Annotated in this window: 19 protein-coding genes; 13 read left to right on the plus strand and 6 right to left on the minus strand. The window is 74.8% G+C overall.

Annotated elements, in window-relative coordinates:
* Positions 1-28: 28 nt before the first annotated feature.
* Positions 29-202: a hypothetical protein gene (locus ACI8AR_RS19135; RefSeq protein WP_456927554.1), complete on the minus strand. Its 174-nt coding sequence runs from the start codon at positions 200-202 to the stop codon at positions 29-31.
* 206 nt (positions 203-408) lie between these two features.
* Here ACI8AR_RS19135 and ACI8AR_RS19140 point away from each other — a divergent pair, with 206 nt between their 5' ends.
* Positions 409-807 (plus strand): hypothetical protein, encoded by a 399-nt coding sequence (locus ACI8AR_RS19140; RefSeq protein ID WP_457052398.1) that lies wholly within the window; start codon positions 409-411, stop codon positions 805-807.
* Here ACI8AR_RS19140 and hrpA read toward each other — a convergent pair.
* Positions 804-4,754, minus strand: a complete 3,951-nt coding sequence (gene hrpA, locus ACI8AR_RS19145; RefSeq protein ID WP_457052399.1) for an ATP-dependent RNA helicase HrpA — start codon at positions 4,752-4,754, stop codon at positions 804-806. The genes ACI8AR_RS19140 and hrpA overlap by 4 nt on opposite strands.
* 296 nt (positions 4,755-5,050) lie before the next feature.
* Here hrpA and ACI8AR_RS19150 point away from each other — a divergent pair, with 296 nt between their 5' ends.
* From ACI8AR_RS19150 to ACI8AR_RS19160, 3 genes are all read left to right on the plus strand, one after another.
* Positions 5,051-5,587 carry a MarR family winged helix-turn-helix transcriptional regulator gene (locus ACI8AR_RS19150; RefSeq protein WP_457052400.1) on the plus strand — a complete coding sequence of 179 codons (537 nt, stop codon included), beginning with the start codon at positions 5,051-5,053 and terminating at the stop codon, positions 5,585-5,587.
* Entirely contained in the window at positions 5,584-7,365 is a 1,782-nt protein-coding gene (locus tag ACI8AR_RS19155) for an MDR family MFS transporter (protein ID WP_457052401.1), read from the plus strand. Before ACI8AR_RS19150 ends, ACI8AR_RS19155 begins: the two co-directional genes overlap by 4 nt.
* A gap of 274 nt (positions 7,366-7,639) precedes the next feature.
* On the plus strand, positions 7,640-9,433 hold the full coding sequence (locus tag ACI8AR_RS19160; protein ID WP_457052402.1) for an acyl-CoA dehydrogenase: 1,794 nt from the start codon (positions 7,640-7,642) through the stop codon (positions 9,431-9,433).
* 66 nt (positions 9,434-9,499) lie between these two features.
* Here ACI8AR_RS19160 and ACI8AR_RS19165 read toward each other — a convergent pair whose 3' ends face one another.
* Positions 9,500-9,676, minus strand: a complete 177-nt coding sequence (locus ACI8AR_RS19165) for a hypothetical protein (RefSeq protein WP_456936581.1) — start codon at positions 9,674-9,676, stop codon at positions 9,500-9,502.
* 200 nt (positions 9,677-9,876) lie between these two features.
* Between ACI8AR_RS19165 and ACI8AR_RS19170 the strand changes: the two genes are divergently transcribed.
* Both ACI8AR_RS19170 and ACI8AR_RS19175 read left to right on the plus strand, forming a co-directional pair.
* On the plus strand, positions 9,877-11,394 hold the full coding sequence (locus tag ACI8AR_RS19170) for an MFS transporter (RefSeq protein WP_457052403.1): 1,518 nt from the start codon (positions 9,877-9,879) through the stop codon (positions 11,392-11,394).
* Between the two features lie 97 nt (positions 11,395-11,491).
* Positions 11,492-12,538, plus strand: a complete 1,047-nt coding sequence (locus ACI8AR_RS19175; RefSeq protein WP_457052404.1) for a YihY/virulence factor BrkB family protein — start codon at positions 11,492-11,494, stop codon at positions 12,536-12,538.
* A gap of 109 nt (positions 12,539-12,647) precedes the next feature.
* Here the strand turns inward: ACI8AR_RS19175 and ACI8AR_RS19180 are convergent, their stop codons facing one another.
* Positions 12,648-13,355: a hemerythrin domain-containing protein gene (locus tag ACI8AR_RS19180; RefSeq protein ID WP_457052405.1), complete on the minus strand. Its 708-nt coding sequence runs from the start codon at positions 13,353-13,355 to the stop codon at positions 12,648-12,650.
* Between the two features lie 284 nt (positions 13,356-13,639).
* On the opposite strand from ACI8AR_RS19180, the gene ACI8AR_RS19185 reads away from it, so the two are divergent.
* Positions 13,640-14,821 carry an acyl-CoA dehydrogenase family protein gene (locus tag ACI8AR_RS19185; protein ID WP_456936585.1) on the plus strand — a complete coding sequence of 394 codons (1,182 nt, stop codon included), beginning with the start codon at positions 13,640-13,642 and terminating at the stop codon, positions 14,819-14,821.
* Between the two features lie 16 nt (positions 14,822-14,837).
* Here the strand turns inward: ACI8AR_RS19185 and ACI8AR_RS19190 are convergent, their stop codons facing one another.
* Complete coding sequence (locus ACI8AR_RS19190) at positions 14,838-15,737, minus strand: ABC transporter substrate-binding protein (RefSeq protein WP_457052406.1); 900 nt, start codon at positions 15,735-15,737, stop codon at positions 14,838-14,840.
* A gap of 124 nt (positions 15,738-15,861) precedes the next feature.
* Between ACI8AR_RS19190 and ACI8AR_RS19195 the strand changes: the two genes are divergently transcribed.
* From ACI8AR_RS19195 to phaZ, 6 genes are all read left to right on the plus strand, one after another.
* A complete protein-coding gene (locus tag ACI8AR_RS19195; protein WP_457052407.1) occupies positions 15,862-17,640 on the plus strand; it encodes a phosphatase PAP2 family protein in 1,779 nt (592 codons plus the stop codon).
* The gene (locus tag ACI8AR_RS19200) at positions 17,637-18,260 is read left to right on the plus strand and encodes a hypothetical protein (RefSeq protein WP_457052408.1); all 624 of its coding nucleotides are present in this window, start codon (positions 17,637-17,639) and stop codon (positions 18,258-18,260) included. The genes ACI8AR_RS19195 and ACI8AR_RS19200 overlap by 4 nt, the downstream gene beginning before the upstream one ends.
* Positions 18,257-19,363, plus strand: coding sequence for a lysylphosphatidylglycerol synthase transmembrane domain-containing protein (locus ACI8AR_RS19205; RefSeq protein ID WP_457052409.1), 1,107 nt, complete (start codon positions 18,257-18,259; stop codon positions 19,361-19,363). The genes ACI8AR_RS19200 and ACI8AR_RS19205 overlap by 4 nt, the downstream gene beginning before the upstream one ends.
* The gene (locus tag ACI8AR_RS19210; RefSeq protein ID WP_457052410.1) at positions 19,360-19,986 is read left to right on the plus strand and encodes a phosphatase PAP2 family protein; all 627 of its coding nucleotides are present in this window, start codon (positions 19,360-19,362) and stop codon (positions 19,984-19,986) included. The genes ACI8AR_RS19205 and ACI8AR_RS19210 overlap by 4 nt, the downstream gene beginning before the upstream one ends.
* Before the next feature lie 72 nt (positions 19,987-20,058).
* Entirely contained in the window at positions 20,059-21,816 is a 1,758-nt protein-coding gene (locus tag ACI8AR_RS19215) for a PHA/PHB synthase family protein (protein WP_457052411.1), read from the plus strand.
* Complete coding sequence (gene phaZ, locus ACI8AR_RS19220) at positions 21,800-22,633, plus strand: poly(3-hydroxyalkanoate) depolymerase (protein ID WP_457052412.1); 834 nt, start codon at positions 21,800-21,802, stop codon at positions 22,631-22,633. The genes ACI8AR_RS19215 and phaZ overlap by 17 nt, the downstream gene beginning before the upstream one ends.
* On the opposite strand, the gene ACI8AR_RS19225 is transcribed toward phaZ, so the two are convergent.
* Positions 22,630-24,021, minus strand: a complete 1,392-nt coding sequence (locus tag ACI8AR_RS19225) for a neutral zinc metallopeptidase (protein WP_457052413.1) — start codon at positions 24,019-24,021, stop codon at positions 22,630-22,632. The two genes, phaZ and ACI8AR_RS19225, sit on opposite strands and share 4 nt — an antisense overlap.
* Positions 24,022-24,030 lie beyond the last annotated feature (9 nt).

A 24,030-nucleotide genomic window follows, 5' to 3' on the forward strand; every position in this document is an offset into this window, starting at 1 on the left:
GGGCGCCGGGCGAGAGGAGTGTGTCAGCTCAGGACTCGGTGTCCGGGGGCGCAGGCGCCTGGCTGGCGTCGCCGTCCCAGTCCTTGCCGGCCTTGTAGGCGTGCCCGGAGGCGCTGTCGGTCTGGTCGGCGACGGTCTGCGCCATCTCCTCGTCGGACAGGCCCTCGCCCGCGGCCTCGGTGTGGCTGGTGGGCTCGCTCATCCCATCTCCTCCGTCGAACGGCTTCGGTCCCTCCAGCCCTCCCCGGCGCGCCCCGTGGTCAAACTCGGGCCCCCATCACCCGCCGAGGACGGACCGGACGCGCCTGCCGCCGTCGGCAGCGCAACTCCCCTTGCACGCAACGCCCGTTCCCTACGATCGGGCGGGACCGGTCGCGGGCGCGGCCCGCCCGACTGCGAGGAGGCCCCGTGACCACAGAACCGTCGGTGAGCGCCCCGCCGGCACCCGGGGACGACGCGGTCGCGGCCCTGGAGCAGCTGGTGCGGGAGATCGACCGGTGCGCGGCCGAGCTGCAGGACGCCCGGACCCGCGCCGAGCAGCTGCTGTCGCAGCGCCGCTCCGGGGACAGCTGGCTCGACATCGTCACCGAGGAGTCCCGCCCGCTGGTCGTCGAGCGGATCACCACCGTCCTCGGCGCCCTGGCCGGCGCCGGGTCGACGTGGCGCCGCGCGCAGGCCCGCGCGCTGCAGGCCGAGCACGTGAGCATCAACCGCATCGCCGGGATGTTCGGCGTCACCCGCCAGCGCATCTCGGCCCTGCTGCGGGACCAGCCCGGCCCCGCCGGCCGGGACGGCGCGACGGCCTAGGCGCTCAGGGCGTCGATGGCCTTGTAGACGCGCTGCTCGGAGATCGGCCGGGGCGTGCCGAGCTGCTGGGCGAACAGGCCCACGCGCAGCTCCTCGACCATCCACCGGATGCGGGTGACCGGGTCGTCGGGGGCGCCGGTGGGCGGCACCCCGCGGCGCAGTTGCTCGTACTCGGCGGTGACCGCGGCGACCTGCTCCGTCCAGAGCGCGTCGCGCACCGCGTTGGCCGGGAGCTTCTCCAGCCGCAGCGCCATGCCCTTGAGGTAGCGGACCAGGTCGGGCAGCCGCCGCCGGCCGGCGTCGGCCACGAAGCCGCGGTGCAGCAGCCCGGTCATCTGCCGGCGCAGGTCGGCGACCGCCGCCTCGGGCACCCGGCGCCCCGGCGCCGCGCCGATCGCGACGGCGACCTCGCGGGCCTGGGTCAGCACCGCCTCGACCCGCCGCACGGCGTCCTGCGTGAGCGGCAGCAGCTGCTGCTTCGCCGTCGTCACCAGGGCGGCGAAGGAGGCCTCGTCGCGGGGCGGCCCGCCGGCGGCGGCGACCAGCTCGTCGGCCGCGGCGTCCACGCAGTCGTCGACCAGCGCGGGGATCTCGCCGTCGGGGTTGAACTGCAGCGCCAGCCGGCTCTTCGGCGAGAGCCCCCTGACCACCTGCCGGGCGGGCGAGCCGGCCACGAGCACGAGCAGCCGCCGGGCGCCGCGCCAGGTCAGCCGGGTGGCCTCGGTCTCGGTGGCCACCACCCGGACGCCGACCGTCGTCCCCTCGTCGACCAGCGCCGGGTACGCGGTGACCACGTGCCCGCCGCGGCGGACCTCGACGGTGCGCGGCAGCTCGCCGATCGTCCAGGCCGTCAGCCCGGTGCGCTCCAGGTCCGAGGCGGCGCGGGCCAGGCTCGCCCGGCTGGCCGGCGCCACCTCGCGGCGCAGCGCCTGCAGGTCCTTGCCGGTGGCCAGCGGCCGCTGCCTGTCGTCGAGCACGCGGAAGGTGGCCCGCAGGTGCGCCGGCACCTCGGCCGGGCGCCAGGCGTCCGGCGGGACGACGACGGCCGCGGCCCGGCGCAGCTCGCGCTCCAGGGCCGGCAGCAGCGGCTCGGTGGGGCCGATGTGCGGCAGCACCTCGCGGACCCGGTCGGGGATCGGCACCAGCGCCCGGCGCAGCTGCTTGGGCAGCGTCCGCAGCAGCGCCGTCACCAGCTCCTCGCGCAGGCCGGGCACGGTGAAGGCCAGCGACTCCCCCGACGTCCGCTCGGCGACGGTGTCGAGCACCGCGAGCGGCACGTCGACGGTGACGCCGTCCTCCGGCGCGCCGGGGGCGAAGGCGTAGGACAGCGGCAGGGTCAGTCCCTGCGTCAGCGGCACCTCGTCGGGGAAGTCCGCGGGGTCCACCTGCCCGGCCGCGGCCGCGTCGGTGAGCACCTCCGGCGTGAGGGTGAGCAGGTCCGGGGTCTCGCGGCGGGCCTGCTTCCACCAGCGGTCGAAGTGCCGGGTGGAGACGACGTCGGCGGGGATGCGGGCGTCGTAGAGCTCGAACAGCGTCTCGTCGTCGACCCGGATGTCCCGGCGGCGGGCCCGCTCCTCCAGTTCGGCGACCCGCTCGATGGCGCGCTGGTTGTCGGCCCAGAAGCGGTGGTGCGTCGTCCACTCGCCCTGGACGAGGGCGTGCCGGATGAACAGCTCGCGGGAGACGACCGGGTCGATCGAGCCGTACTGCACCCGCCGGCCGACGACGAGCGGGATGCCGTGGAGGGTGACCCGCTCGGTGGCGACGACGGAGCCGCGCCTCGCGTCCCACCGGGGCTCGGAGTACTCGCGCCGGACCAGGTGGCCGGCCAGCCGCTCGACGTCGTCGGGGTCGACGCGGGCCACGGTGCGGGCGAACAGCCGGCTGGTCTCGACGAGTTCGGCGGCCACGACCCAGCGCGGCGGCTTCTTCGCCAGCGGGGTGCCGGGGGCGATGACGAACCGGGCGCCGCGGGCACCGAGGTACTCGCGGCCGCCGCGGCGCCGGGATGCGTCCTTCCTCCCTGCGAGGTCCTCGACCTGGAGGCCGACCTGCGACAGCAGGCCGGCGAGCAGGGCGGTGGTGATGCCGCGCTCGTCGGGCTCGGCGGCGAGCGAGCCGGGGGTCATGCCCAGCCGGCGGGCGGTGCTGCGCAGCTGGCCGTGCAGGTCCTGCCACTCGCGGATGCGCAGGTAGTGCAGGAACTCGCGCTTGACCGTGCGGCGGAACGCGCTGCCCGACAGCGCCTCCTGCTGCTCGGTCAGGTACCGCCAGAGGTTGAGCAGCGTGAGGAAGTCGGAGTGCTCGTCGGCGAACCGGGCGTGCATCTGGTCGGCGGCCTGCTGGTGCTCGGTGGGCCGCTCCCGCGGGTCCTGGATGGTCAGGCCCGCGGCGACGACGAGCACCTCCTCGAGCACGCCGCGCCGGTCGGCCTCGACCACCATGCGGCCCAGCCGCGGGTCCAGCGGGAGCTGGGCGAGCGCCCGCCCGGTGTCGGTGAGCCGGCCGGCGTCGTCGAGTGCGCCGAGCTCCTCGAGCAGCGCCCGGCCGTCGGCGACGGCGCGCCGGTCCGGCGGGTCGACGAACGGGAAGTCCTCGACGGCGCCGAGGTCGAGCGCGGCCATCTGCAGCAGCACCGAGGCGAGGCTGGTGCGGAGGATCTCCGGGTCGGTGTACTCCGGCCGGCCGTCGAAGTCGTCCTCGGTGTAGAGCCGGATCGCGACGCCCTCGGCGACGCGGCCGCAGCGGCCCGAGCGCTGCCGCGCCGAGGCCTGGCTGATCGGCTCGATCGGCAGCCGCTGGACCTTGGTGCGCGCGCTGTAGCGGGAGATGCGCGCGGTGCCGGGGTCGACGACGTAGCGGATGCCGGGCACGGTCAGCGACGTCTCGGCGACGTTGGTGGCCAGCACGACCCGGCGGCCGGTGTGCGGCTGGAACACCCGGTGCTGGTCGGCCGCCGACAGCCGGGAGTAGAGCGGCAGCACCTCGACGCCGGGGAAGCGCTCGGCCAGGGCGTCGGCGGTGTCGCGGATCTCGCGTTCGCCGGCGAGGAAGACGAGGACGTCGCCCGGGCCCTCGTGCGCCAGCTCCTCGACGGCGTCGGCGATGGCGGTGACCTGGTCGCGGTCGGGATCGGCGTCCGGGTCGTCGGGGTCCACCACCGGCCGGTAGCGGACCTCCACCGGGTACGTGCGGCCGCTGACCTCGACGACGGGCACCTCGGCGCCGTCGACGGAGAAGTGCTTGGCGATCCGGTCGACGTCGATGGTGGCCGAGGTGATGACGACCTTGAGGTCGGGCCGGCGCGGCAGCAGCTGGGCGAGGTAGCCCAGCAGGAAGTCGATGTTGAGGCTCCGCTCGTGGGCCTCGTCGACGATGATCGTGTCGTACTGGCGCAGCAGCCGGTCGTGCGCGATCTCGGCCAGCAGCACGCCGTCGGTCATGAGCTTGACCAGCGTGCCGTCGCCGACCTGGTCGGTGAACCGCACCTTCCAGCCGACCGCCCCGCCCAGCGGCGTGCCGAGCTCCTCGGCGATCCGCTCGGCCACCGTGCGCGCGGCGATCCGCCGCGGCTGGGTGTGCCCGATCCGCCCGCGCACGCCCCGGCCGAGCTCGAGGGCGATCTTGGGCAGCTGGGTGGTCTTGCCCGAGCCGGTCTCCCCGGCGACGACGACCACCTGGTGCTCGCGCAGCGCGGCGGCGATGTCGTCGCGGCGGGCGCTGACCGGCAGCTGCTCGGGGTAGGTGATCGTGGGGACGGCGGCCCGGCGACGGGCGATGCGCTCCTCCGCGGCGGCGACGTCGGCGGCGATCGTGCCGAGGGCCCGCTCGCGTGCGGCCTCGTCACGGGTGCGGCGCAGACCCTCGAGCCGCCGGCCGAGCCGGTGCTCGTCGTCGAGGGTCAGCGCGGCCAGCCGGGACCGGAGGTCCGCGAGGGTCGCGGTCACGGGCGCGCTCGACTCCCTTCCGGGGTGGGGGGACGGGTGGCGACCGGGGCCACCGCCCCCAGGATCGCAGGTCCGGCCCGCGCCGCCGGACGTCCGGCGCTGCTGGGCCAGGGGGTGCAACGCGGGGGGGCGCCGGACCCTTCCCGCCCGAGGTGCACCCAGCGGCACTCGCGGGTACCGGAGGTGGACCCGTTGTCGCTCGCGTCACGAGGCATGCACGGCGCAACTGGTTGTGTGTAGCGCACACGCACTTGTACCGTGCACGCATCCACTCCTCCCGTTCTCCGGAGTCCTCCATGTCCTCGTCCGCGTCCCGCGACGCCGGCCCTCCGGCCGCGCCGTCGCCGCAGCGCGCAGCGGAGGTCCGCCGGCTCTCCGAGCAGATGCCGCGCTTCATGCGGCTGGTGCACGCGTTCAAGAGCCTCCCGTCCGCCGCCGACGGCCGGGAGCGCGCGGCCCTGGTGCTGCTCTTCCCGCTGACCCGGCTCGGGCCGCTGCGGCAGAGCGCGCTGGCCGAGCTGGTGCACGCCGACCCGTCGACGGTCAGCCGGCACGTGGCCTGGCTGGTCGAGCGCGACCTGGTGCAGCGCGTGGCCGACGAGACCGACGGCCGCGCCACGCGCCTCGTCGTCACCGACGCCGGCCGGGCCGCCGTCGAGCGGCTGGCCGAGGAGCGCACCACCCAGCTCGCCGCGATGCTCACCGGCTGGTCCGACGCCGACCTCGCCACGCTCACCGGGCTCTTCGGGCGCCTGCTCGACGACCTGACGGCAGCGCTGCCGTCCGACCCCCGGTCCCCCGCTGCCCTCCCCGTCCCGAGAGAGAAGCCATGAGCCAGACCACCCGCGCCAGCGCGAACGGCCGACGGGACGCCCGTGCGGCGGCCGCTGCGCCCGACGCCAGCGGCGTGTTCACCCACCGGCAGATCATCACGATCCTGTCCGGCCTCATGCTCGGCATGTTCCTGGCCGCGCTCGACCAGACGGTCGTCTCGACCGCCATCCGCACCATCGCCGACGATCTGCAGGGCTACGACCTGCAGGCGTGGGCGACCACGGCCTTCCTGATCACCTCGACGATCGCCACGCCGCTCTACGGCAAGCTCTCCGACATCTACGGCAGGCGACCCTTCTACCTGTTCGCCATCGCGGTCTTCGCGATCGGCTCGGCGCTGTGCGGCATCGCCGACTCGATGTACGAGCTGGCCGCCTTCCGCGCCGTCCAGGGCATCGGCGCCGGGGGCCTCATGTCGCTGGCCCTGGCCATCATCGCCGACGTCGTCCCGCCCCGGGAGCGCTCGAAGTACCAGGGCTACTTCATGGCCGTCTGGGGCACGTCCAGCGTGCTCGGCCCGGTCATCGGAGGCTTCCTCGCCGGTCAGGCGTCGATCCTCGGCCTCGACGGGTGGCGGTGGATCTTCTGGATCAACGTGCCGCTGGCCGTCTTCGCCTTCGCCGTCGTGATGCGGGTGCTGCACCTGCCCCACGAGCGGCGCGACCACCGCATCGACTGGCCCGGCGCGCTCGCGCTCGTCGTGGCCCTCGTCCCGCTGCTGATCGTCGCCGAGCAGGGCCGCACCTGGGGCTGGGGCTCGGGCAGGGCCCTGGCCTGCTACGCCATCGGCGCCGTCGGGCTCATCGGCTTCGTGCTGGCCGAGCGGGCCTACCGGGACGACGCGATCCTGCCGCTGCGGATGTTCGCCAACCGGACCTTCTCGGTGAGCAGCGTCTCCAGCATCGTGCTCGGGGCCGGCATGTTCGGCGGCATCCTGCTGCTGCCGCAGTACCTGCAGGTCGTCCACGGGTCCAGCCCGACGATCGCCGGTCTGCAGATGCTGCCGCTGGTCCTCGGCATCATGACCGGCGCGATGACCTCGGGTCAGACCATCGCGCGGACGGGCAAGTACAAGGTGTTCCCGCTCGTGGGCGTCGTCCTCATGGTCCTGGCGCTCGCCTCGCTGTCCCTGGTGGTCGAGGCCGAGACCTCGGTCTGGACGCTGGTGCCCTTCATGCTCCTGCTGGGCCTGGGCCTGGGCTTCAACATGCAGCCGGTCATCCTCGCGGTGCAGAACGCCGTGTCGCCGCGGGAGATCGGCGTCGCCACCTCCTCGGTGACGTTCTTCCGGCAGATGGGCGGCACGATGGGCACGGCGGCGTTCCTGTCGATCATGTTCTCGCGGCTGGGCACCGAGGTGCCGGAGCAGATCCGCCAGGCCGCGCAGTCCAGCCCGGAGGCCGCGCAGCAGGCCGGTGCGCTCCTGCAGGCGGGGCCGGAGAGCGTCCTGTCCGACACCAGCGCGATCGAGCAGTACCCGGCGCTGGTCCTGCCGTTCCGGATCGGTTTCTCCCACACCCTCGACCTGGTGTTCCTGGTGGCGGCGCTCGTCGTCGCGGTCGGCTTCTTCGTCCTGTGGTTCCTGCCGCAGCTCGAGCTGCGCGATCAGTCGGGCATCCAGGCGCAGGCCGCGGCCGGCCAGACGGCCGGTGCTGCACCGGCCGCCGGGACCGCCGAGGACGCCGCCCAGGCGGCCGGTGCCGCGGCGCCGACGTCGACGGCTCCCCCGGTCGGGCGCCCCGGCGACGCCGAGCCCGCGGGCCGGCACCACGCCTGAGGCACTGAGCCGAGAGGCCCCTCCCCGCACCGGGGAGGGGCCTCTCGTCGTCTGTGAGCCCGCTCCGGACAGCCCGTGCAGCTGATGATCATCGGACGCGTGCACGGTGCGGCGGCGCGTCGTCCCGTGTCGCGTGCACGCAGCCGATGATCGACACGAGCGGGCCGGGCCGTGGCGGGCCGCGGCGCCTGCTGGCCCGGCGCGGACCCGGCCTATCGTGGGCCGGTCGGGCCGCGCGCCCGGCTCTCCCGCCGCCGTCGTCCGTGGAGGCCCCGTGTCCCCCAACCTCATCCTGTCGCCACGCGACCTGGACTTCCTGCTCCACGAGTGGCTCGAGGTCGAGACCCTCACCAAGCGGCCCCGGTTCGCCGAGCACTCGCGCGAGACGTTCGACGCGGTGATGGAGCTGGCGCAGCAGATCGCCACGGAGCACTTCGCGCCGCACAACCGGAAGGCCGACGAGAACGAGCCGCGGTTCGTCGACGGCCGGGTGGAGATGATCCCCGAGGTCGCGAAGGCGCTCGCGGTGTTCCGCGAGTCCGGGATCATGGCCGGGACCTTCGACGAGGAGTACGGCGGCATGCAGCTGCCGCAGACCGTCGGGCAGGCGGCGTTCGCCTGGTTCAAGGCGGCCAACGTCGGGACCTCGAGCTACCCGTTCCTGACCATGGGCAACGCCCGGCTGCTGCTCGCGCACGGCTCGCAGGAGCAGAAGGACCGCTTCGTCCGGCCGATGCTCGAGGGCCGCTGGTTCGGCACGATGGCGCTGTCCGAGCCGCAGGCCGGGTCCTCGCTGGCCGACATCACCACCCGTGCCGAGCCCCAGGACGACGGCACCTACCGGCTCACCGGCAACAAGATGTGGATCTCGGCCGGCGACCACGAGCTGACCGAGAACATCGTCCACCTGGTGCTGGCCAAGATCCCCGGCGGCCCGGCGGGCGTGAAGGGCATCTCGCTGTTCATCGTGCCGAAGGTGCTCGTCGAGGAGGACGGGTCGCTCGGCGAGCGCAACGACGTCGTCCTGGCCGGCCTCAACCACAAGATGGGCTACCGCGGGACGACGAACACGCTGCTCAACTTCGGCGAGGGCGTGCACACCCCCGGCGGGCGGGCCGGCGCGGTCGGCTACCTCGTGGGCGAGCCGCACAAGGGGCTCTCCTACATGTTCCACATGATGAACGAGGCGCGGATCGGCGTCGGGATGGGCGCGACCGTCCTCGGCTACACCGGTTACCTGCACGCCCTGGAGTACGCCCGCACCCGCACCCAGGGCCGCGCCGCCAGCAGCAAGGACCCGTCGTCGCCGATGGTCCGGCTGGTCGACCACCCCGACGTCCGCCGGATGCTGCTGGCCGCCAAGAGCTACGCGCAGGGCGGTCTGGCGCTCGGCCTGTACTGCGCCCGCCTGGTCGACGAGGAGCGGACCGGCGAGACCGAGGACGACCGCAGCCGCGCCCACCTGCTGCTCGACACCCTGACGCCGATCGCCAAGGCGTGGCCCTCGCAGTGGGGGCCGGTCGCCGACGACCTCGCCATCCAGGTGCACGGCGGCTACGGCTACACCCGCGACTACCCGGTCGAGCAGTTCTACCGGGACAACCGGCTCAACCCGATCCACGAGGGCACCAACGGCATCCAGGCCCTGGACCTGCTCGGCCGCAAGGTCACCATGCACGGCGGCGCCGGGCTGCGGCTGCTGGCCGAGACGATCGCGGCGACGACGGCGCGGGCGGCCGGGACGCCGTTCGCCGACCTGGCCGCGGACGTCGACGCCGCGATCGCCCGGCTGGTCGCGGTGACCGGCACGCTGTGGGGCACCGGCGACCCGGCGCTCGCCCTGGCCAACGCCAGCGCCTACCTCGACGCGGCCGGGCACACCGTCGTCGGCTGGCTGTGGCTGGAGCAGGCGCTGGCCACGCGCGACGAGACCAGCGACTTCCACGAGGGCAAGCGCGCCGCGGCGCGGTACTTCCAGCACTGGGAGCTGCCCAGGGTGCACACCTGGCTGGACCTGCTGGAGTCCCTGGACCGGACGGTGCTCGACACCCCCGACGCCCACCTCTGAACGCACTCGCGCCCCGCGGCTCCGGGAGGAGCGGCGGGGCGCGGGGCGTCTCGGGGCCGGCGGCTGCTACGCCGCCCGGGCCATCCCGACCGCCTCGACGGCGGCACCGGTCGGGGCGGTCTCGCGGCGGGCGGCCGCCCGCTGCTCGCGCTCGTACCGCGCCGTGGTCGACGTGCCCATCGCGATCACCAGGGCGGTCAGGACCAGGAACCCGACCAGGGTGACTGCAGGCCACAGAAGCATCTCGAACGTCCCCTTGCTCGTCTCGTGACGCCGGCCGGGCGGCGGGCCCGGCGGCTCGTCTCTGGGGACTGTGTCCCCAGCGAACCGCCCTCTCAATCGTCGCTGCGCAGTGTTCACCTGACAGGCTGTGACCGACTTCACCCGTCGGGGCCGTCGGAGGCCGGTGCGCCGCCGGCTCCGGCGCGTGGTGTCATCGAGTCGTGTCCGCAGGTGCCGAGGTCTTCCCCGCCGGCACCGGCACCCCGCCCGCCCGCACGCGGCCGGCGCTGCTGGTCCTGACCCTCTCACTCGGCGTCACGACCCTGTCCCTGCTGCAGAGCCTCGTGGTCCCGGTGCTCGGGCCGATCGGGGACCAGCTCGGCGTCTCCCCGGCCGCGGCCGGCTGGGTGCTCACCGCCAACCTGCTGGCCGCCGCGGTCCTCACCCCGGTGCTCGGCCGGCTCGGGGACACCCGCGGCGAGCGGCCGGTGATCCTCGGCATCCTGGTCGCGGTCGCGCTCGGCACGCTGCTGGCGATCGTCACCCGCTCGCTGCCGCTGCTGCTGGTCGCGCGGGTCCTGCAGGGCTCCTCCTACGGGCTGTTCCCGCTGTCGATCAGCGTGCTGCGCCGCGAGCTCCCGCCGGAGCGCCTCAGCGTGGCGATGTCGGTCGTCAGCAGCACCCTCGGCGTCGGCGGCGTCGTCGGCCTGGTCGCCGCGGGCCTGCTCACCGGCGACGGCGGGGACTACCACCGGCCGTTCTGGATCGGGCTGGGCGTGACCCTGCTGTCCCTGGCGCTCGCCGCGGTCCTGCTCCCCCGCCGCCCCGCGACGGCGAGCGGGCGGGTCGACTGGCTCGGCGCCGTCGTCCTCGGCGTCGGCCTGGTGCTGCTGCTCCTGCCGGTGTCGCAGGGCAACACCTGGGGGTGGACCTCCCCGCTGACGCTCGGCTGCGCGGCCGGTGCGCTGGCCGTCCTCACCGGCTGGGTCCTGCTGCAGCGCCGCCGCGCCCAGCCGCTGGTGCGCCCGGCGCTGCTCACCGACCCGCGGATGCTCGTGCCCAACATCGCCGGCTTCACCACCGGCATCGGGCTGTTCGTGTCCTTCCTCGCCGTCATGCAGTACGTCCAGACGCCGCCCGGGGTGGCCGGCTACGGGTTCGGCGCGTCGGTGCTCGAGGCCGCCGTCGTCTACCTGCTGCCCGGCGGCGTGGTCGGCATCCTGCTGGCGCCGCTGGCCGGCAAGGTCGTCGACCGCATCGGCGCGCTGCCCACCCTGCTCACCGGCGCGGTCGCCGGCGTCGCCGGGTTCGTGGTGTTCGCGCTGGGCCGGTCCGAGCCGGCGCTGGTGGTCGTCGCGGGGCTGCTGTCGCAGGCCTGGGTGACCGTGGCCTACGCGGCGCTGCCGACCCTCGTGGTGCAGGCGGTGCGGCGCAGCGAGACCGGCGTCGCCAACGCGGTCAACTCGATCGCCCGCGCGGTGGGCCAGGCGGTGGGCAGCACGCTCACCGTGGCGCTGCTCGGCGCCACCCTCGACCCGGCCACCGGCCTGCCGCGGGCGTCCGGGTTCACCGCGGTGGCCCTGCTCGGCGCGGGTGCCGCGGGCGCGGTCGCGCTGGTCAGCCTGGCCGGGATGGTGCAGGCGCGGCGCAGCGGGCCGGCCGGCCCCGACGACCTCCACGACGTCGAGCGGGCCACCGCCGGCGCCGGCGAGTGGTGCCCGGTCTCCGGCATCCGCTGACGCCCGCGACGCGCCGGGATGATCACCGCGCGCATGGAAGCGCCCCGTCCGGGGAAACCACGGTCCGATCGACCCGCCCCAGACCCGGAGGACGACCATGGCCCGCCCGCACGGCTCCCGCGCCGCGAGCACCGACACGGCGAAGCCGACGCGCTTCTCCGGCAACACCGCCGGTGACCCCGCGCCGCACGACGACAAGGTCAACTCCACCCGCTTCGACAACGCGCCGCGCGGCGCGGACACCACGCCGACCTTCTTCGGCACGGTCAAGCGGACCGTCAAGGAGTTCCAGGAGGACAACCTCACCGACTGGGCGGCGTCGCTGACCTACTACGGCGTCCTCGCGCTCTTCCCGGCGCTGATCGCGCTGACGTCGATCGTCGGCCTGCTGACGACCCCCCAGCAGCTCACCGACGCGTTGACCACCGTCGTCCCCGCCAGCGCCGCGAACACGATGGGCCCGGTCATCGAGCAGGTCGCCGGCAACCAGAGCACCGCCGGCGTCGGGCTCGTCATCGGTCTCGCCCTCGCGATCTGGTCGGCGTCGGGCTACGTGGGCGCCTTCACCCGCGCGTCCAACGTCGTCTACGAGACGCCCGAGGGCCGCAAGATCTGGAAGCTCAAGCCGCTGCAGCTGCTGATCACCCTGATCGGCATCCTGTTCGCCGCCGTCATCGTGGCGATGCTGGTCCTCAGCGGCCCGGTCGTCGAGGCCGTCGGCTCGGCCATCGGCCTGGGCGACACCGCGCTCACCGTGTGGAACGTCGTCAAGTGGCCCGTGATCCTGGTGGTCCTGGCCCTGATGATCGCCGTCCTCTACTACTCCACGCCGAACGTCAAGCTGCGCGGCTTCCGGTTCATCAGCCCCGGTGCCGGCGTGGCCATCCTCGTCGCGGTCCTGGCCTCGGCCGCCTTCGCCTTCTACGTGGCGAACTTCGGCAGCTACAACAAGACCTACGGTGCGCTGGCCGGCGTCATCGTCTTCCTCATCTGGTTCTGGCTGATCAACATGGCGCTGCTGTTCGGCATCGAGTTCGACGCCGAGAAGGAGCGGACGACCGAGCTCAAGGAGGGCGTCCCGGGGGCGGACAAGGAGATCCAGCTCGACGCCCGCGCCGAGCCCAAGCCCCGCCACACCCACTGAGGAAGGACCTCCCTGCCCCCCGCCACTCGCTCCGCTCGCGGCGGGCCCCTGCAGGGAGGCCGAACACAGGGCCCCCTCCCCATCCCGGGAGGGGGCCCTCGTCGTGTGCTCAGCGGGCGGTGGGCGGGCCGTCGCCGCGGCGGGCCGGCGGGGTGCGCTCGACGACGGCGGCCACCGCGGCCAGCCCCCGGCTGACCGCCCGACCGGCCGGGGCCAGCGGGGCGGGCGCCCGCCGGACGAGGGTGTCGACGACGTCGCGGCTTCGGTCCAGCAGCGACAGCGGCAGGCCCGAGAGAGCGTTGCCCGGCGGGCGGCGGGACACCGTGGGGTGCGCGCGGGTGGGCGAGATCCGGCGCACCAACTCCCACCGGCGGCCCAGCCGGCGCAGCTCGGCGGGGTCGAGCCGTTCCTGCAGCCGGGGGAACAGCACGTCCTCCTCGTCGCGGACGTCCTCGCGCAGCACCTCGACCAGCCGGGCCAGCCGGGCGGGCCGCTCCGGGTCGTCGGGGCCGCCCTCCTCCAGCGCCGCGACCAGCTCGTTGACCTCCTGGTGCTCGGTCTCGATCCGCCGGGTCAGCGCGTCGCCGTCGGGCAGCACCCGGCGGATCACCGGCCAGAGCACGGTCTCCTCGGCGAACGCGTGGCTGAACACCAGCCGGTCGATGCGCGTCAGCACCTCCTCCTGCGCGCGGCCGGCGGTGCCGTCGAGCCCGTGCAGCAGCCGGTCGAGCTCGACGTGGTCCTCCCGCTGGCGGACCAGGACGCTGCCGGGACCTCCCAGCTCGTCGTCGGTCTGGTCGGCGATGGAACGGGGCACGGGGCCCTCCTCGGAACGGGTGCGGTCGGATCCGCCCGTCCCTGCCCCGATCGCCCCGCCCCCATGCCGCCGCCGGGCGGGCGCGACCTCACCCCGCGGGTGCCCGGCCCGTCCCTGCGGGGTGGGGCCGGGCACCGCACGGTGGCGTCTGTGACCGGGGACGACGTCGACGGCCGGCGCCCCGGGTCACCGACACGCACCGCCGGTGCGGGTTGCCGCCCGGGGGCGGGGGTAGGCCGGACCCACGGGACAGCGGGGTCCCGGCACCCGGAGGAGGCAGTGCCATGGCCGACCGGCCCACCGTCACGTCGGACTTCTACGAGCTCGAGGCCCTCCTCGACGAGGAGGACCGGGCGACGCTGATGCGCGTCCGGGCGTTCATGGACGAGCAGGTCGAGCCGGTGATCAACCAGTACTGGACGCGGGCGCAGTTCCCGCGCGAGCTCATCCCGGGCCTGGCCGAGCTCGGCATCGCGGGGGCGCAGTACTCCGGGTACGGCTCCCCCGGCCGCTCGTCGCTGTTCGACGGCATGGTCTCGATGGAACTCGGCCGGGGGGACCCGTCGGTGGCCACGTTCATGGGCGTCCACGGCGGGCTGGCCATGGGCACCCTGCACCTGTGCGCCTCCGAGGAGCAGAAGGAGCGCTGGCTGCCGGGGATGGCGCGGATGGAGACCATCGGCGCCTTCGGCCTGACCGAGCCCGAGCACGGCTCCGACGTCGCCCGCGGCATCCAGACCACCGCCCGCCGCGACGGCGACGAGTGGGTCCTCGACGGGCAGAAGAAGTGGATCGGCAACGGCAGCTTCGCCGACCTGGTCGTCATCTGGGCGCGCGACGTCGAGACCGACCGGGTGCTCGGCTTCGTCGTCGAGACGCCGACGCCGGGCTTCAGCGCCGTCGACCTCGAGGACAAGATCGCGCTGCGGGCGGTGCAGAACGCGCACATCACCCTCGACGGCGTCCGCGTGCCGGAGGAGAACCGGCTGCAGAACGCGAACTCCTTCCGCGACACCGCGAACGTCCTGCGGGCCACCCGGGTGAGCGTGGCGTGGTCGGCGGTCGGGTGCTCGCGCGGCGCGTACGAGCACGCGCTGCGCTACGCGCTGGGCCGCGAGCAGTTCGGCCGCCCGATCACCTCGTTCCAGCTGGTGCAGGACCTGCTGTTCCGGATGCTCGGCAACATCACCGCGTCGGCGGCGCTGTGCGCGCGGGCGTCCCAGCTGCAGGACTGCGGGATGCTGCGCGACGAGCACGCCTCGATGGCCAAGGGCTACAGCACCATGCGCATGCGGGAGACCGTCGGCTGGGCGCGGGAGCTCATGGGCGGCAACGGGATCCTGCTGGAGAACCACGTCGGCCGGTTCGTGGCCGACGCCGAGGCGATCTACTCGTACGAGGGCACCCGCGAGGTCAACAGCCTCATCGTCGGCCGCGCGATCACCGGCACCAGCGCCATCACCTGAGCGGCAGGACCCCTCGTCACCGGCCGTCCCACCAGCGGGCCGCGGCCTCGGCGGGGGTGAGCCCGTCGACGGCGACGGAGCGGTTGAGCCGGATCAGGTCGATCGTCGTCAGCTGGGCGCTGACCGCGTCCAGCGCGGCGCCCAGCCGCTCGCCGCCCTCGGCGGCCACCTCGGTCCGCACGAGCGGCACCACGTTCTCCCGCGGCTGCAGCGCCAGGTCGTCGCGCAGCAGGTGCAGCGAGGCGTCGGTCAGCCGGGCGTCGGTCGTCTCCAGCATCCCGACGTCGATCTGCCCGGTGAGCAGCGCCTCCACCGTGGCCGCCCGCGACGGCATGCTGCGCACCTCGGCGAACTCGATGCCGTACACCTCGCGCAGCCCGGGCAGACAGAACCGCCGCTCGCTGCACTCGGGCGGGCCGCCGAACACCAGCTCCGGGGCGACCGCGGCGAGGTCGCTGAGCGTCGTCACCTCCCGCCGGGCGGCGAGGTCGGTGAGCACCACGAACCCGTTCTGGTCCTCGGCCTCGGCCGGGGCCAGGACGGTCAGCCCGCGCGGCGCGAGGGCGGCGGCCAGCCACTCCCGCAGGACGGCGGGGTCGTGGGACGCCGTCCCCGCGCCGGCCTCCAGGAACTCCGACGCGGTGCCCAGGTAGTCCACGACGAGGTCGACGACGCCCTGCTCGAGCGCCGGGAAGACCACCTCGCGGGTGCCGATGCCGTGCTGCACCGCCACCTCGAAGCCGGCCCGCCGGACCGCCTCGGCGTACACCTCGGCCAGCGTCTGGTTCTCCGGGAAGTCGTAGGACGCCACCCGGACGACGCCCTCGGCGGGTGGGCCGGCGTCCGCGGCCGGGGAGCCGCAGGCGCCCAGCACGGCGGCGGCGAGGAGCAGCGCGGCGAGCGGTCGACGACGCATCGCGGACCCTCCCGGACAGGAGGCGACGCCCCGCGGGCGGACTGGCGCGGGGACGGCCACGCTAGCCCTGCTCGGGACCAAGGTCGATGGTCCCGCGAGCGCAACCGGTGCAGCATCGGGCGGCATGGCGGCCACGGCGCGACCCCCGGCGCCCCGGGCACCAGACCGCGCTCCGGCGCCGCAGGCACCGGCGACGGCGCCGGCGGCGCAGCACCCCGCGGGAGGACAGGTCCGGCGACCGGACCTCCCGCCGATCCAGCACGTCCACCGCCGGCGCCGGCCCTCCGGCGAGCCCCCGCCGCTGCCGCGGCACCTCAACGCCTCGGGCAAGTGGTGGCTGGCGCTCAGCGGCGGCGTCGTCGTCACCTGGGGCGTCGTGCTCCTCACCGGCAGCGCGGCGTTCTTCGACCTGGTCGACACCCGGGTGCTGCAGGCGATCGCCGCGATCCGCTCCCCCGGCCTCACCGACGTCGCCGAGGTGGCCGGCGTGCTGGGCACCAGCCGGGCGATCCACCTGCTGTGGCTGGCCAACCTCGTCGTGCTGGCGGTCTTCCGCCGCTGGCGGCACCTGTTCGTGTGGATCGGGGTCGGCCTGCTGGTGGTGAACACCGCCGCGACCCTGGCCGCCACCCTGCAGCGCCCCCGGCCCTACGAGGTGGAGATCCTCGGCAGCTGGTCGGGCTTCTCGATGCCGTCGGTGCCGATGACCGTGCTGGCCACCTTCCTCGTCAGCACCCTCTACTCGCTGGTGCCCGCGGGCCACCTCCGGGACATCGGCAAGTGGGTGGTGTGGGGCCTGCTGCTGGTCACCGCGGCCTCCCGGCTCTACCTGGCCCAGGACCACCCCACCGACGTCCTGGCCGGGGTCGTCCTCGGCGTCGCCGCTCCGCTGGCCGCCTTCCGGCTGCTGACGCCCAACGAGGTGTACCCGGTCCGCTACCGGCGCGGCAGCCCGGCGCACCTCGACGTCACCGGCGCCCGCGGGGAGGCCATCATCCGGGCGCTGCAGGACCAGCTCGGGCTGGTCGCCACCTCGGTGAAGCCGTTCGGCCTGGCGGGGTCGGGCGGGTCCACGCCGCTGAAGATCACCGTCAAGGCCACCGACGCCGCCGAGCAGGAGGAGAGCTGCGTCTTCGGCAAGCTCTACGCCGCCACGCACGTGCGGTCCGACCGCTGGTTCAAGCTGGGGCGCACGCTGCTCTACGGGCGGCTCGAGGACGAGAAGCCGTACCACAGCGTGCGGCGGCTGGTGCAGTACGAGGACTACGTGCTGCGGCTGCTCTCCGACGCCGGCCTGCCGGTGCCGCACCCGCTGGGGATCGTGGAGATCACCCCGGAGCGGGAGTACCTCCTGGTCGCCGAGTTCCTCCAGGGCGCGCGGGAGATCGGCGACCCCGAGGTCGTCGTGGACGACGCCGTGATCGACCAGGGGCTGGCCGTGGTGCGGCGGATGTGGGAGATCGGCATGGCCCACCGCGACATCAAGCCGGCCAACGTGATGGTGCGCGACGGCACGCTGTTCCTCATCGACTCGGCGTTCGCCGAGGTGCGCCCCAGCCCGTGGCGGCAGGCGGTGGACCTGGCCAACATGCTGCTGGTCCTCGCGCTGCGCACCGATGCCCGGACCGTCTACGAGCGGGCTCGCCTGCAGTTCTCCGACGAGGAGCTGGCCGAGGCCTTCGCCGCCACCCGCGGGCTCACCATGCCCTCGCAGCTGCGCCGGATGCTGCGCGCGCAGGGCCGCGACCTGCACCGGGACTTCCTCGAGCTGCTGCCCTACCGGCTCCCGCCGGTGCGCATCCAGCGGTGGACCTGGCGCCGGGCCGGGCTGTGCGTGGTCACCGCGCTCGCCCTCGTCCTCACCCTCGCCGTCGCCGTCGACCTGCTCGGGTCCCCGCTGTGAGCGCCGCCCGGCGCCCGGCCGCCGCAGCGGTGCTGGCGGCCGCCCTGCTGACCGCGGGCTGCGCGCCGGGCACCCCGACCGTCAGCGGCGAGCTGCCCGCCTGCCGCACCGGCGACGACGACCGGGCCGCCCACGGCGTCGTGCTCATGGCCCAGGCGGTGCCGACGGCGACCTGGGTGCCGTGCGTGGAGAGCGTCCCGGTGGGCTGGACCTTCGCCGGCCTCGACGCCCACTCGGGCTCGGCGCGGTTCTGGCTGAACTCCGACCGCGACGGCTACCACGCCATCGAGGTGCGGCTGACCGCCGGCTGCGACACCGCGGGCGCCACCGAGATCCCCAGCGAGCGGGACGGGCTCCAGCGCTTCGAGCGGGTCGTCCGGGTGACCCCGGAGTACCTGGGCCGCCGCTACTACGTCTTCCCCGGCGGCTGCCTGACCGTCGTGTTCACGCTCTCCGGCGACAACCGCGGGGAGCCCCTGGCGCTCGCCACGCAGAGCCTGGGCGTCGTGAGCCGCGAGGTGCTCGCCGGCGAGGTGCACGAGGAGAGCGGCGGCCGGCTGCAGCTCGACCCGCCGCCCGCCGACGCCGCCGGCCCCGAGGACGAGGGGGACCCGCCATGACCGCCGTGACCCCGCAGGCGCCCCCCGCACGGCCGTCCCGGCGCAAGCCCCTGTGGCGCCGAGTGCTCGCCCCGCTGTTCTCGCTCGCGCTGGTCGCCGCCGTCTTCCTGTGGTTCCTGCCGCGCTTCGCCGACATGACGCAGGTCTGGGACGCGGTGGTCGACCTGTCGTGGGGGTCGCTGCTGCTGCTCCTGGCCGCGGCCGCCTGGAACCTGGCCACCTACCAGTTCGTGATGGTCGTGACCATGCCCGGCCTGCGGCTGCGGGAGGCGACGGTCTCGACCCTCACCACCACCGCGGTGTCGAACACCGTCATCGGCGGGGCGGCGATCTCCCTGGGGCTGACCTACGCGATGAACTCCTCGTGGGGGTTCTCGCGGTCCCGGACGTCGGTGTCGCTGCTGCTGTCGGGGCTGTGGAACAACTTCGCCAAGCTCGCCCTGCCGGTGGTCGCCCTCGTGCTGATGGCCTTCACCTCGTCCACTCCCGGTCCCGGCCGGGTGGCCGCCGGGATCGCCGGGGTGGCCGGGCTGGTCGCGGCCGTGGTCGTGCTCGGCCTGCTGCTGCACAGCCGGGAGGGCGCCGCCCGGATCGGCCGGGGCAGCGGGCGGGTCGCCTCCGCGCTGATCCGGCCGTTCGGCCGCCCGCCCGTGCAGGGCTGGGACAAGGCGACGACGAAGTTCCGCGACCGGACCGCGCTGCTGCTGCGCGCCCGCTGGCACTGGCTCACCCTCGCCACCGTGGTCAGCCACCTGTCCCTGTTCCTCGTGCTGCTCATCGCGCTGCGCGCGGTGGGCGTGTCCGCCGAGCAGGTCAGCGTCGTCGAGGCGCTCATGGTGTTCGCCTTCGCCCGCCTGCTCACCGCGATCCCGTTCACCCCGGGCGGGCTCGGCGTCATCGAGCTGGCCCTGATCACCGGCATGTCGGCCTACGGCGGGGATCGGTCGCTGGTGGCCGCGGCCGTGCTCGTCTTCCGGGGCCTCACCTACCTGCTGCCCATCCCCCTCGGCATCGGCACCTACCTGTTCTGGCGGCACAACCGCTCGTGGCGGCGCGAGCCCAACTCCGCACCGCGCACGGAGCTGGTGCCGGAGACGGCGTGACCGGGCGGACGGCGACCCGCCCGCGCCCGCCGGTCGCCCGGGGCGGTCGCGAGGTGGTCCTGGCCGCCGTCGGCGCGGCGCTGCTCGTGCTGGCCGCACTGCCGGTCGAGCGGACGTCGGTGCCCGCGCCCGAGGCGGCGGTGTTCCGGGCGGTCAACGGGGTCGACGTCGTGCCGTTCGTGCTGGTCTGGCCGGTCATGCAGCTGGGGAACTTCCTCGTCGTGCCGGCGGCCGCCGTGGTCGCGGCCGCGCTGCGGCGGTGGCGGCTCGCGCTGGGGCTGCTGCTGGCCGGCGTCGGGACCTACCTGGCGGCGAAGGGGATCAAGGACGTCGTCGTGCGCGGCCGGCCCGACGGGCTGCTCGACGACGTCGTGATCCGAGGGGCGGCCGCGCGGGGCCGCGGGTTCCTGTCCGGGCACGCGGCCGTCGTGGTCGCCGTGCTCACCGTGGCCTGGCCGTGGCTGGGCCGCCACGGGCGGATCGCCGGGGTGGTGCTGGCGGCGCTGGTGTGCCTGGCGCGGGTGTGGACCGCGGCGCACCTGCCGCTGGACGTCGTCGGCGGCGTCGGGCTGGGCCTGCTCGTCGGGGCGGTGGTGCTGCTGGTGGTCGGCCGTCCGCGGTGAGGTCTGCCGCGGGACGCCTCCTGTGGTTGAGTGACTGGGGTCACAGGAGGCCTCAAGACCCGAGGAGCCGGGATGACCACCACCGCCCCGCGCCCGTCCGCCCCGCCCCGTCCGCGTCCCGCCGCGGCCCCCGACGGGGGCCAGCCCTCCTCCCCGGAGGCGTCCGAGGCGGTCACCGGCCTGGACATGGTGCTGGTCGACGGCGCCCGCGGGCCGCTGCGGCGGATGGTCCCGCCGGCCCGGACGGTCGCCCGGTTCGGTGCGTCGCTGGCGCGCCGGCCCGAGACCGTCGTCCGGACCGGCGGGGACCTGGTGCGCGAGCTGGGCCGGATCGCGGTGGGCCGCTCGGAGGTCGCCCCCTCGCCGAAGGACCGCCGCTTCGCCGACCCCGCCTGGACCGGCAACCCGTTCCTCCGGCGGACCATGCAGGCGCACATCGCCGCCGCGCAGGCCGCCGCGCGCCTGGTCGAGGACGCCGACCTCGACTGGCAGGACGACGAGCGGATCCGCTTCACGATGACCAACGTCGTCGACGCGCTGGCGCCGTCCAACGTCCCGTTCCTCAACCCGCTGGCGCTCAAGGCGGTCATCGACACCGGCGGCCGCAACGCGGTCAGCGGGCTGCGCCGGATGGTCTCGGACCTGGTGTCCCCGCCGCGGGTGCCCTCGATGGTCGAGCCCGACGCCTTCACCGTGGGCGAGGACCTCGCGGTCACCCCGGGCGCCGTCGTCCTGCGGACCGACGTGTTCGAGCTGATCCAGTACCGGCCGACGACGGAGACCGTCCGCGCCGTCCCGCTGCTGATGGTGCCGCCGACGATCAACAAGTACTACATCACCGACCTCGCGCCCGGCCGCAGCATCGTCGAGCACTACGTGGCCGCCGGCCAGCAGGTCTTCATGATCAGCTGGCGCAACCCCGACGAGCGGCACGCCGACTGGGGGCTGGACACGTACGGCCGGGCCGTCCTGGACGCGATGGACGCCGCGCAGCGCGTCACCGGCAGCGAGCGGGTGGCCCTCCAGGCGTTCTGCTCCGGCGGGATCATCACCGCGATGGTGCTGGCCCACCTCGCCGCCACCGGCCGGCTGGACCGGGTGGCCGCCGCCAGCTTCGCCGTCACCGTCCTCGACTGGGCGCGGGCCGGCACGGTGTCGGCCCTGATGGACCCCGAGGCGGTGCGGGAGGCGACGGAGAAGTCCCGCCGGAAGGGCTACCTCGACGGCGCGATGCTCGCCGAGGTGTTCGCCTGGCTGCGCCCCAACGACCTGGTGTGGAACTACTGGGTCAACAACTACCTGCAGGGCAAGCCACCGGCCGCCTTCGACATCCTCTTCTGGAACGCCGACACCACCCGGATGAGCGCGGCGCTGCACCGGGACTTCATCGAGGTCGCGGTCGGCAACTCCCTCACCGGGCCGGGCGCGGCCACGATGCTCGGCACGCCGGTGGACCTGTCCGCCGTCGACGTCGACGCCTACGTCACCGCCGGGATCGCCGACCACCTCTGCCCCTGGCAGGCCTGCTACCGCACCACCCAGCTGCTCGGCGGGGAGAGCCGGTTCGTGCTGTCCACCAACGGCCACATCGCCTCGCTGGTCAACCCGCCGGGCAACCCGAAGTCGACGTTCCAGGTGGCGCCGGACACCCCGGCCGACCCGGAGGAGTGGCTGTCCCGGGCGACGAAGGAGAAGGGCTCCTGGTGGCCGGACTTCATGGCCTGGCTGGGCGAGCGGTCGGGGGACGAGGTGCCCGCGCCGGAGTCGCTCGGGAGTGCGGAACTGCCGGTCCTGGGGGACGCTCCTGGGACCTATGTCCTCGAGAAGTGAGTCCGTCCGCACGCTGACCGTGCTCGGCCGCACCCTGCGGGTGGCCGAGCGGCCCGGCGACGGCACGACGCCGCCGCTGCTGCTCATGAACGGCATCGGCGCGAGCCTGGAGGTGCTGCAGCCCTTCGTCGACGCGCTCGACCCGCGGCGCACCGTCGTCCGGTTCGACGTCCCGGGCGTGGGCGGGTCCCCGCGGCCGGTCGTCCCCTACGTGCTGGGCACGCTGACGCCGGTGGTGGCCGGGGTGCTGCGCCGGCTGGGCCACGACGGGCCGGTCGACGTCCTGGGCCTGTCCTGGGGCGGCGGCCTGGCGCAGCACTTCGCCGTCCAGCACCGCCGCCGCTGCCGCCGGCTGGTGCTCGCGGCCACCGGCACCGGCGCGCTGATGGTGCCCGGCTCGCCGCGGGTGCTCTCGCACATGCTCACGCCGCGGCGGCACCGCGACGCCGAGTACGCCCGGCGGATCGCCCCGGTCATCTACGGCGGCTCGGTGCGCACCGACCCCGAGCGGGCCGCGCGGGCGCTGCACGCGCACGAGCGCACGGGGCCGGGACGCGGCTACTACTACCAGCTGGCCGCGAGCTCGGGCTGGAGCAGCCTGCCGTTCCTCTCCCTGGTCCGGCAGCCGACGCTGGTGGTGGCCGGCGACGACGACCCGATCGTCCCGCTGGTCAACGCCCGGGTCATGGCCCGGCTCATCCCCGACGCCCGGCTGCACGTGTACCGCGGCGGCCACCTGGCGCTGGTCACCGAGGCCGACGAGCTGGCGCCGGTGGTCGAGGACTTCCTCGACGCCGACCGGGAGGACGCGCCCTAGAGCCCGCAGGCGTCGCCGCCGTCGGCGAAGCCCTGCCGGAAGGAGTCGACCAGCTCGAAGCCGGACAGCTCCGGCTCCGGGACGACGGTCGGCTCGGTGGCGTACTGCAGCAGCACCACCGCCGCCTCGTCGACGTCCCCGGGCGCGAGCGCCACCGGCGCGCCGTCGAGCGCGCCGAGGTACGCCTCGCGGGCCAGCCAGCCGGTGGCGCACACCGCGCTGGTCACCGCCTCGGGGTCGTCCACCGACAGCCCGCGCTGCTCGCGGACGGCCATCGCGTAGGGCAGGCCGAGCAGCGTCGTCACGGCGAAGTCGCCGACGTCGGCGAAGGCCGGCTCGAGCAGGTCGGCCGCGTCGTAGCGGACCGACCCGTCCTCGGGGCAGAACTGCAGGTCCAGCTCGGCGCCCTCGCCGGTGCACACCGCGCCCGGGCCGTCGGCGGCCCGGACCTCGGGCGCGGCGAACGGGCCGCCGAGCGGGTCGGTGCCCGGGAAGCCGCGGGTCAGGGCCTGCTGCCAGAAGCCGGCCAGCACGTCGTCGGCGCCGTCGACCACGGCGCGGTAGGACCGGTCGTGCCCGCCCGGGCGCGGGGAGACCTCCTGCTGGGTGTACAGCCGGGACTCGTCGAAGGCGGCGCAGGCCTCCGCGCCGTCGGCGTAGCCCTCCTGGAAGGCCGACAGCTGGTCGAACAGCGACCCGTGCGCGTCCTCCGCGTCGGGCGGGGTGCCGACGGCGTCGCCGAAGTACAGGTAGCCGAGCAGGTAGGGGTCGAGCTCCTTGGGCCGCACCGCGAAGTGCTCGGACCGGCCGGTGACCACCCACTTCGTCCACGCGCCGGCGAAGCACTCGGCCTGCGTCTCGGCGACGATCGAGGGGTCGTCCAGCCCGGCCTGCGCCTGGACGGCGTGGCTGATCTCGTGCGCCATGATCTCGGCGACGATGAAGGGGCCGTAGTCCCCGACCAGGTCGGCCAGCCAGGCCCGGTCGTACACGACGGCGTCGTCGTCGCCGCAGTAGAAGGCGTTGTCGGCGAGGTCGTCGACGTCGTCGGGGAAGCAGGCGCCGTCGGGCAGGGCGGCGGGGTCGGTCTCGGCCGGGTCGACCGACCAGAAGCCGCCCTCGATCCCCCCGAACCGCCCGCCGAACACCTCCGGGTAGGTCCGCTCCCACCAGGCGAGGACGTCGGCCACCGCGTTGCGCGCCACCCGGTCGGCCGGGTCGCCCTCCTCGGCCAGGTGCACCCGCACCTCGACGTCGGTGGCGTCGGTGGTCGCCGTCCCCGTCGGGGACGCCGTGCCGGGGACGACGGCGGTGCACCCGCCCGCCAGCACCCCCGCCACCAGCAGCACGCCGGCGGCCGGGCGGCGCGGGCGGGCGGCGGCAGGCATCGTGACAGC

The organism is Geodermatophilus sp. SYSU D01036, assembly GCF_054050435.1.

What these genes read in the sequence shown, in the direction of transcription:
- phaZ (WP_457052412.1), top strand. Translation starts at nt 21,800, where the DNA reads ATGTCCTCGAGAAGTGAGTCCGTCCGCACGCTGACCGTGCTCGGCCGC.
- ACI8AR_RS19185 (WP_456936585.1), top strand. Translation starts at nt 13,640, where the DNA reads ATGGCCGACCGGCCCACCGTCACGTCGGACTTCTACGAGCTCGAGGCC.
- ACI8AR_RS19205 (WP_457052409.1), top strand. Translation starts at nt 18,257, where the DNA reads ATGACCGCCGTGACCCCGCAGGCGCCCCCCGCACGGCCGTCCCGGCGC.
- ACI8AR_RS19215 (WP_457052411.1), top strand. Translation starts at nt 20,059, where the DNA reads ATGACCACCACCGCCCCGCGCCCGTCCGCCCCGCCCCGTCCGCGTCCC.
- ACI8AR_RS19175 (WP_457052404.1), top strand. Translation starts at nt 11,492, where the DNA reads ATGGCCCGCCCGCACGGCTCCCGCGCCGCGAGCACCGACACGGCGAAG.
- ACI8AR_RS19190 (WP_457052406.1), bottom strand. Translation starts at nt 15,737, where the DNA reads ATGCGTCGTCGACCGCTCGCCGCGCTGCTCCTCGCCGCCGCCGTGCTG.
- ACI8AR_RS19165 (WP_456936581.1), bottom strand. Translation starts at nt 9,676, where the DNA reads ATGCTTCTGTGGCCTGCAGTCACCCTGGTCGGGTTCCTGGTCCTGACC.
- ACI8AR_RS19135 (WP_456927554.1), bottom strand. Translation starts at nt 202, where the DNA reads ATGAGCGAGCCCACCAGCCACACCGAGGCCGCGGGCGAGGGCCTGTCC.
- ACI8AR_RS19155 (WP_457052401.1), top strand. Translation starts at nt 5,584, where the DNA reads ATGAGCCAGACCACCCGCGCCAGCGCGAACGGCCGACGGGACGCCCGT.
- ACI8AR_RS19225 (WP_457052413.1), bottom strand. Translation starts at nt 24,021, where the DNA reads ATGCCTGCCGCCGCCCGCCCGCGCCGCCCGGCCGCCGGCGTGCTGCTG.
- ACI8AR_RS19150 (WP_457052400.1), top strand. Translation starts at nt 5,051, where the DNA reads ATGTCCTCGTCCGCGTCCCGCGACGCCGGCCCTCCGGCCGCGCCGTCG.
- ACI8AR_RS19195 (WP_457052407.1), top strand. Translation starts at nt 15,862, where the DNA reads ATGGCGGCCACGGCGCGACCCCCGGCGCCCCGGGCACCAGACCGCGCT.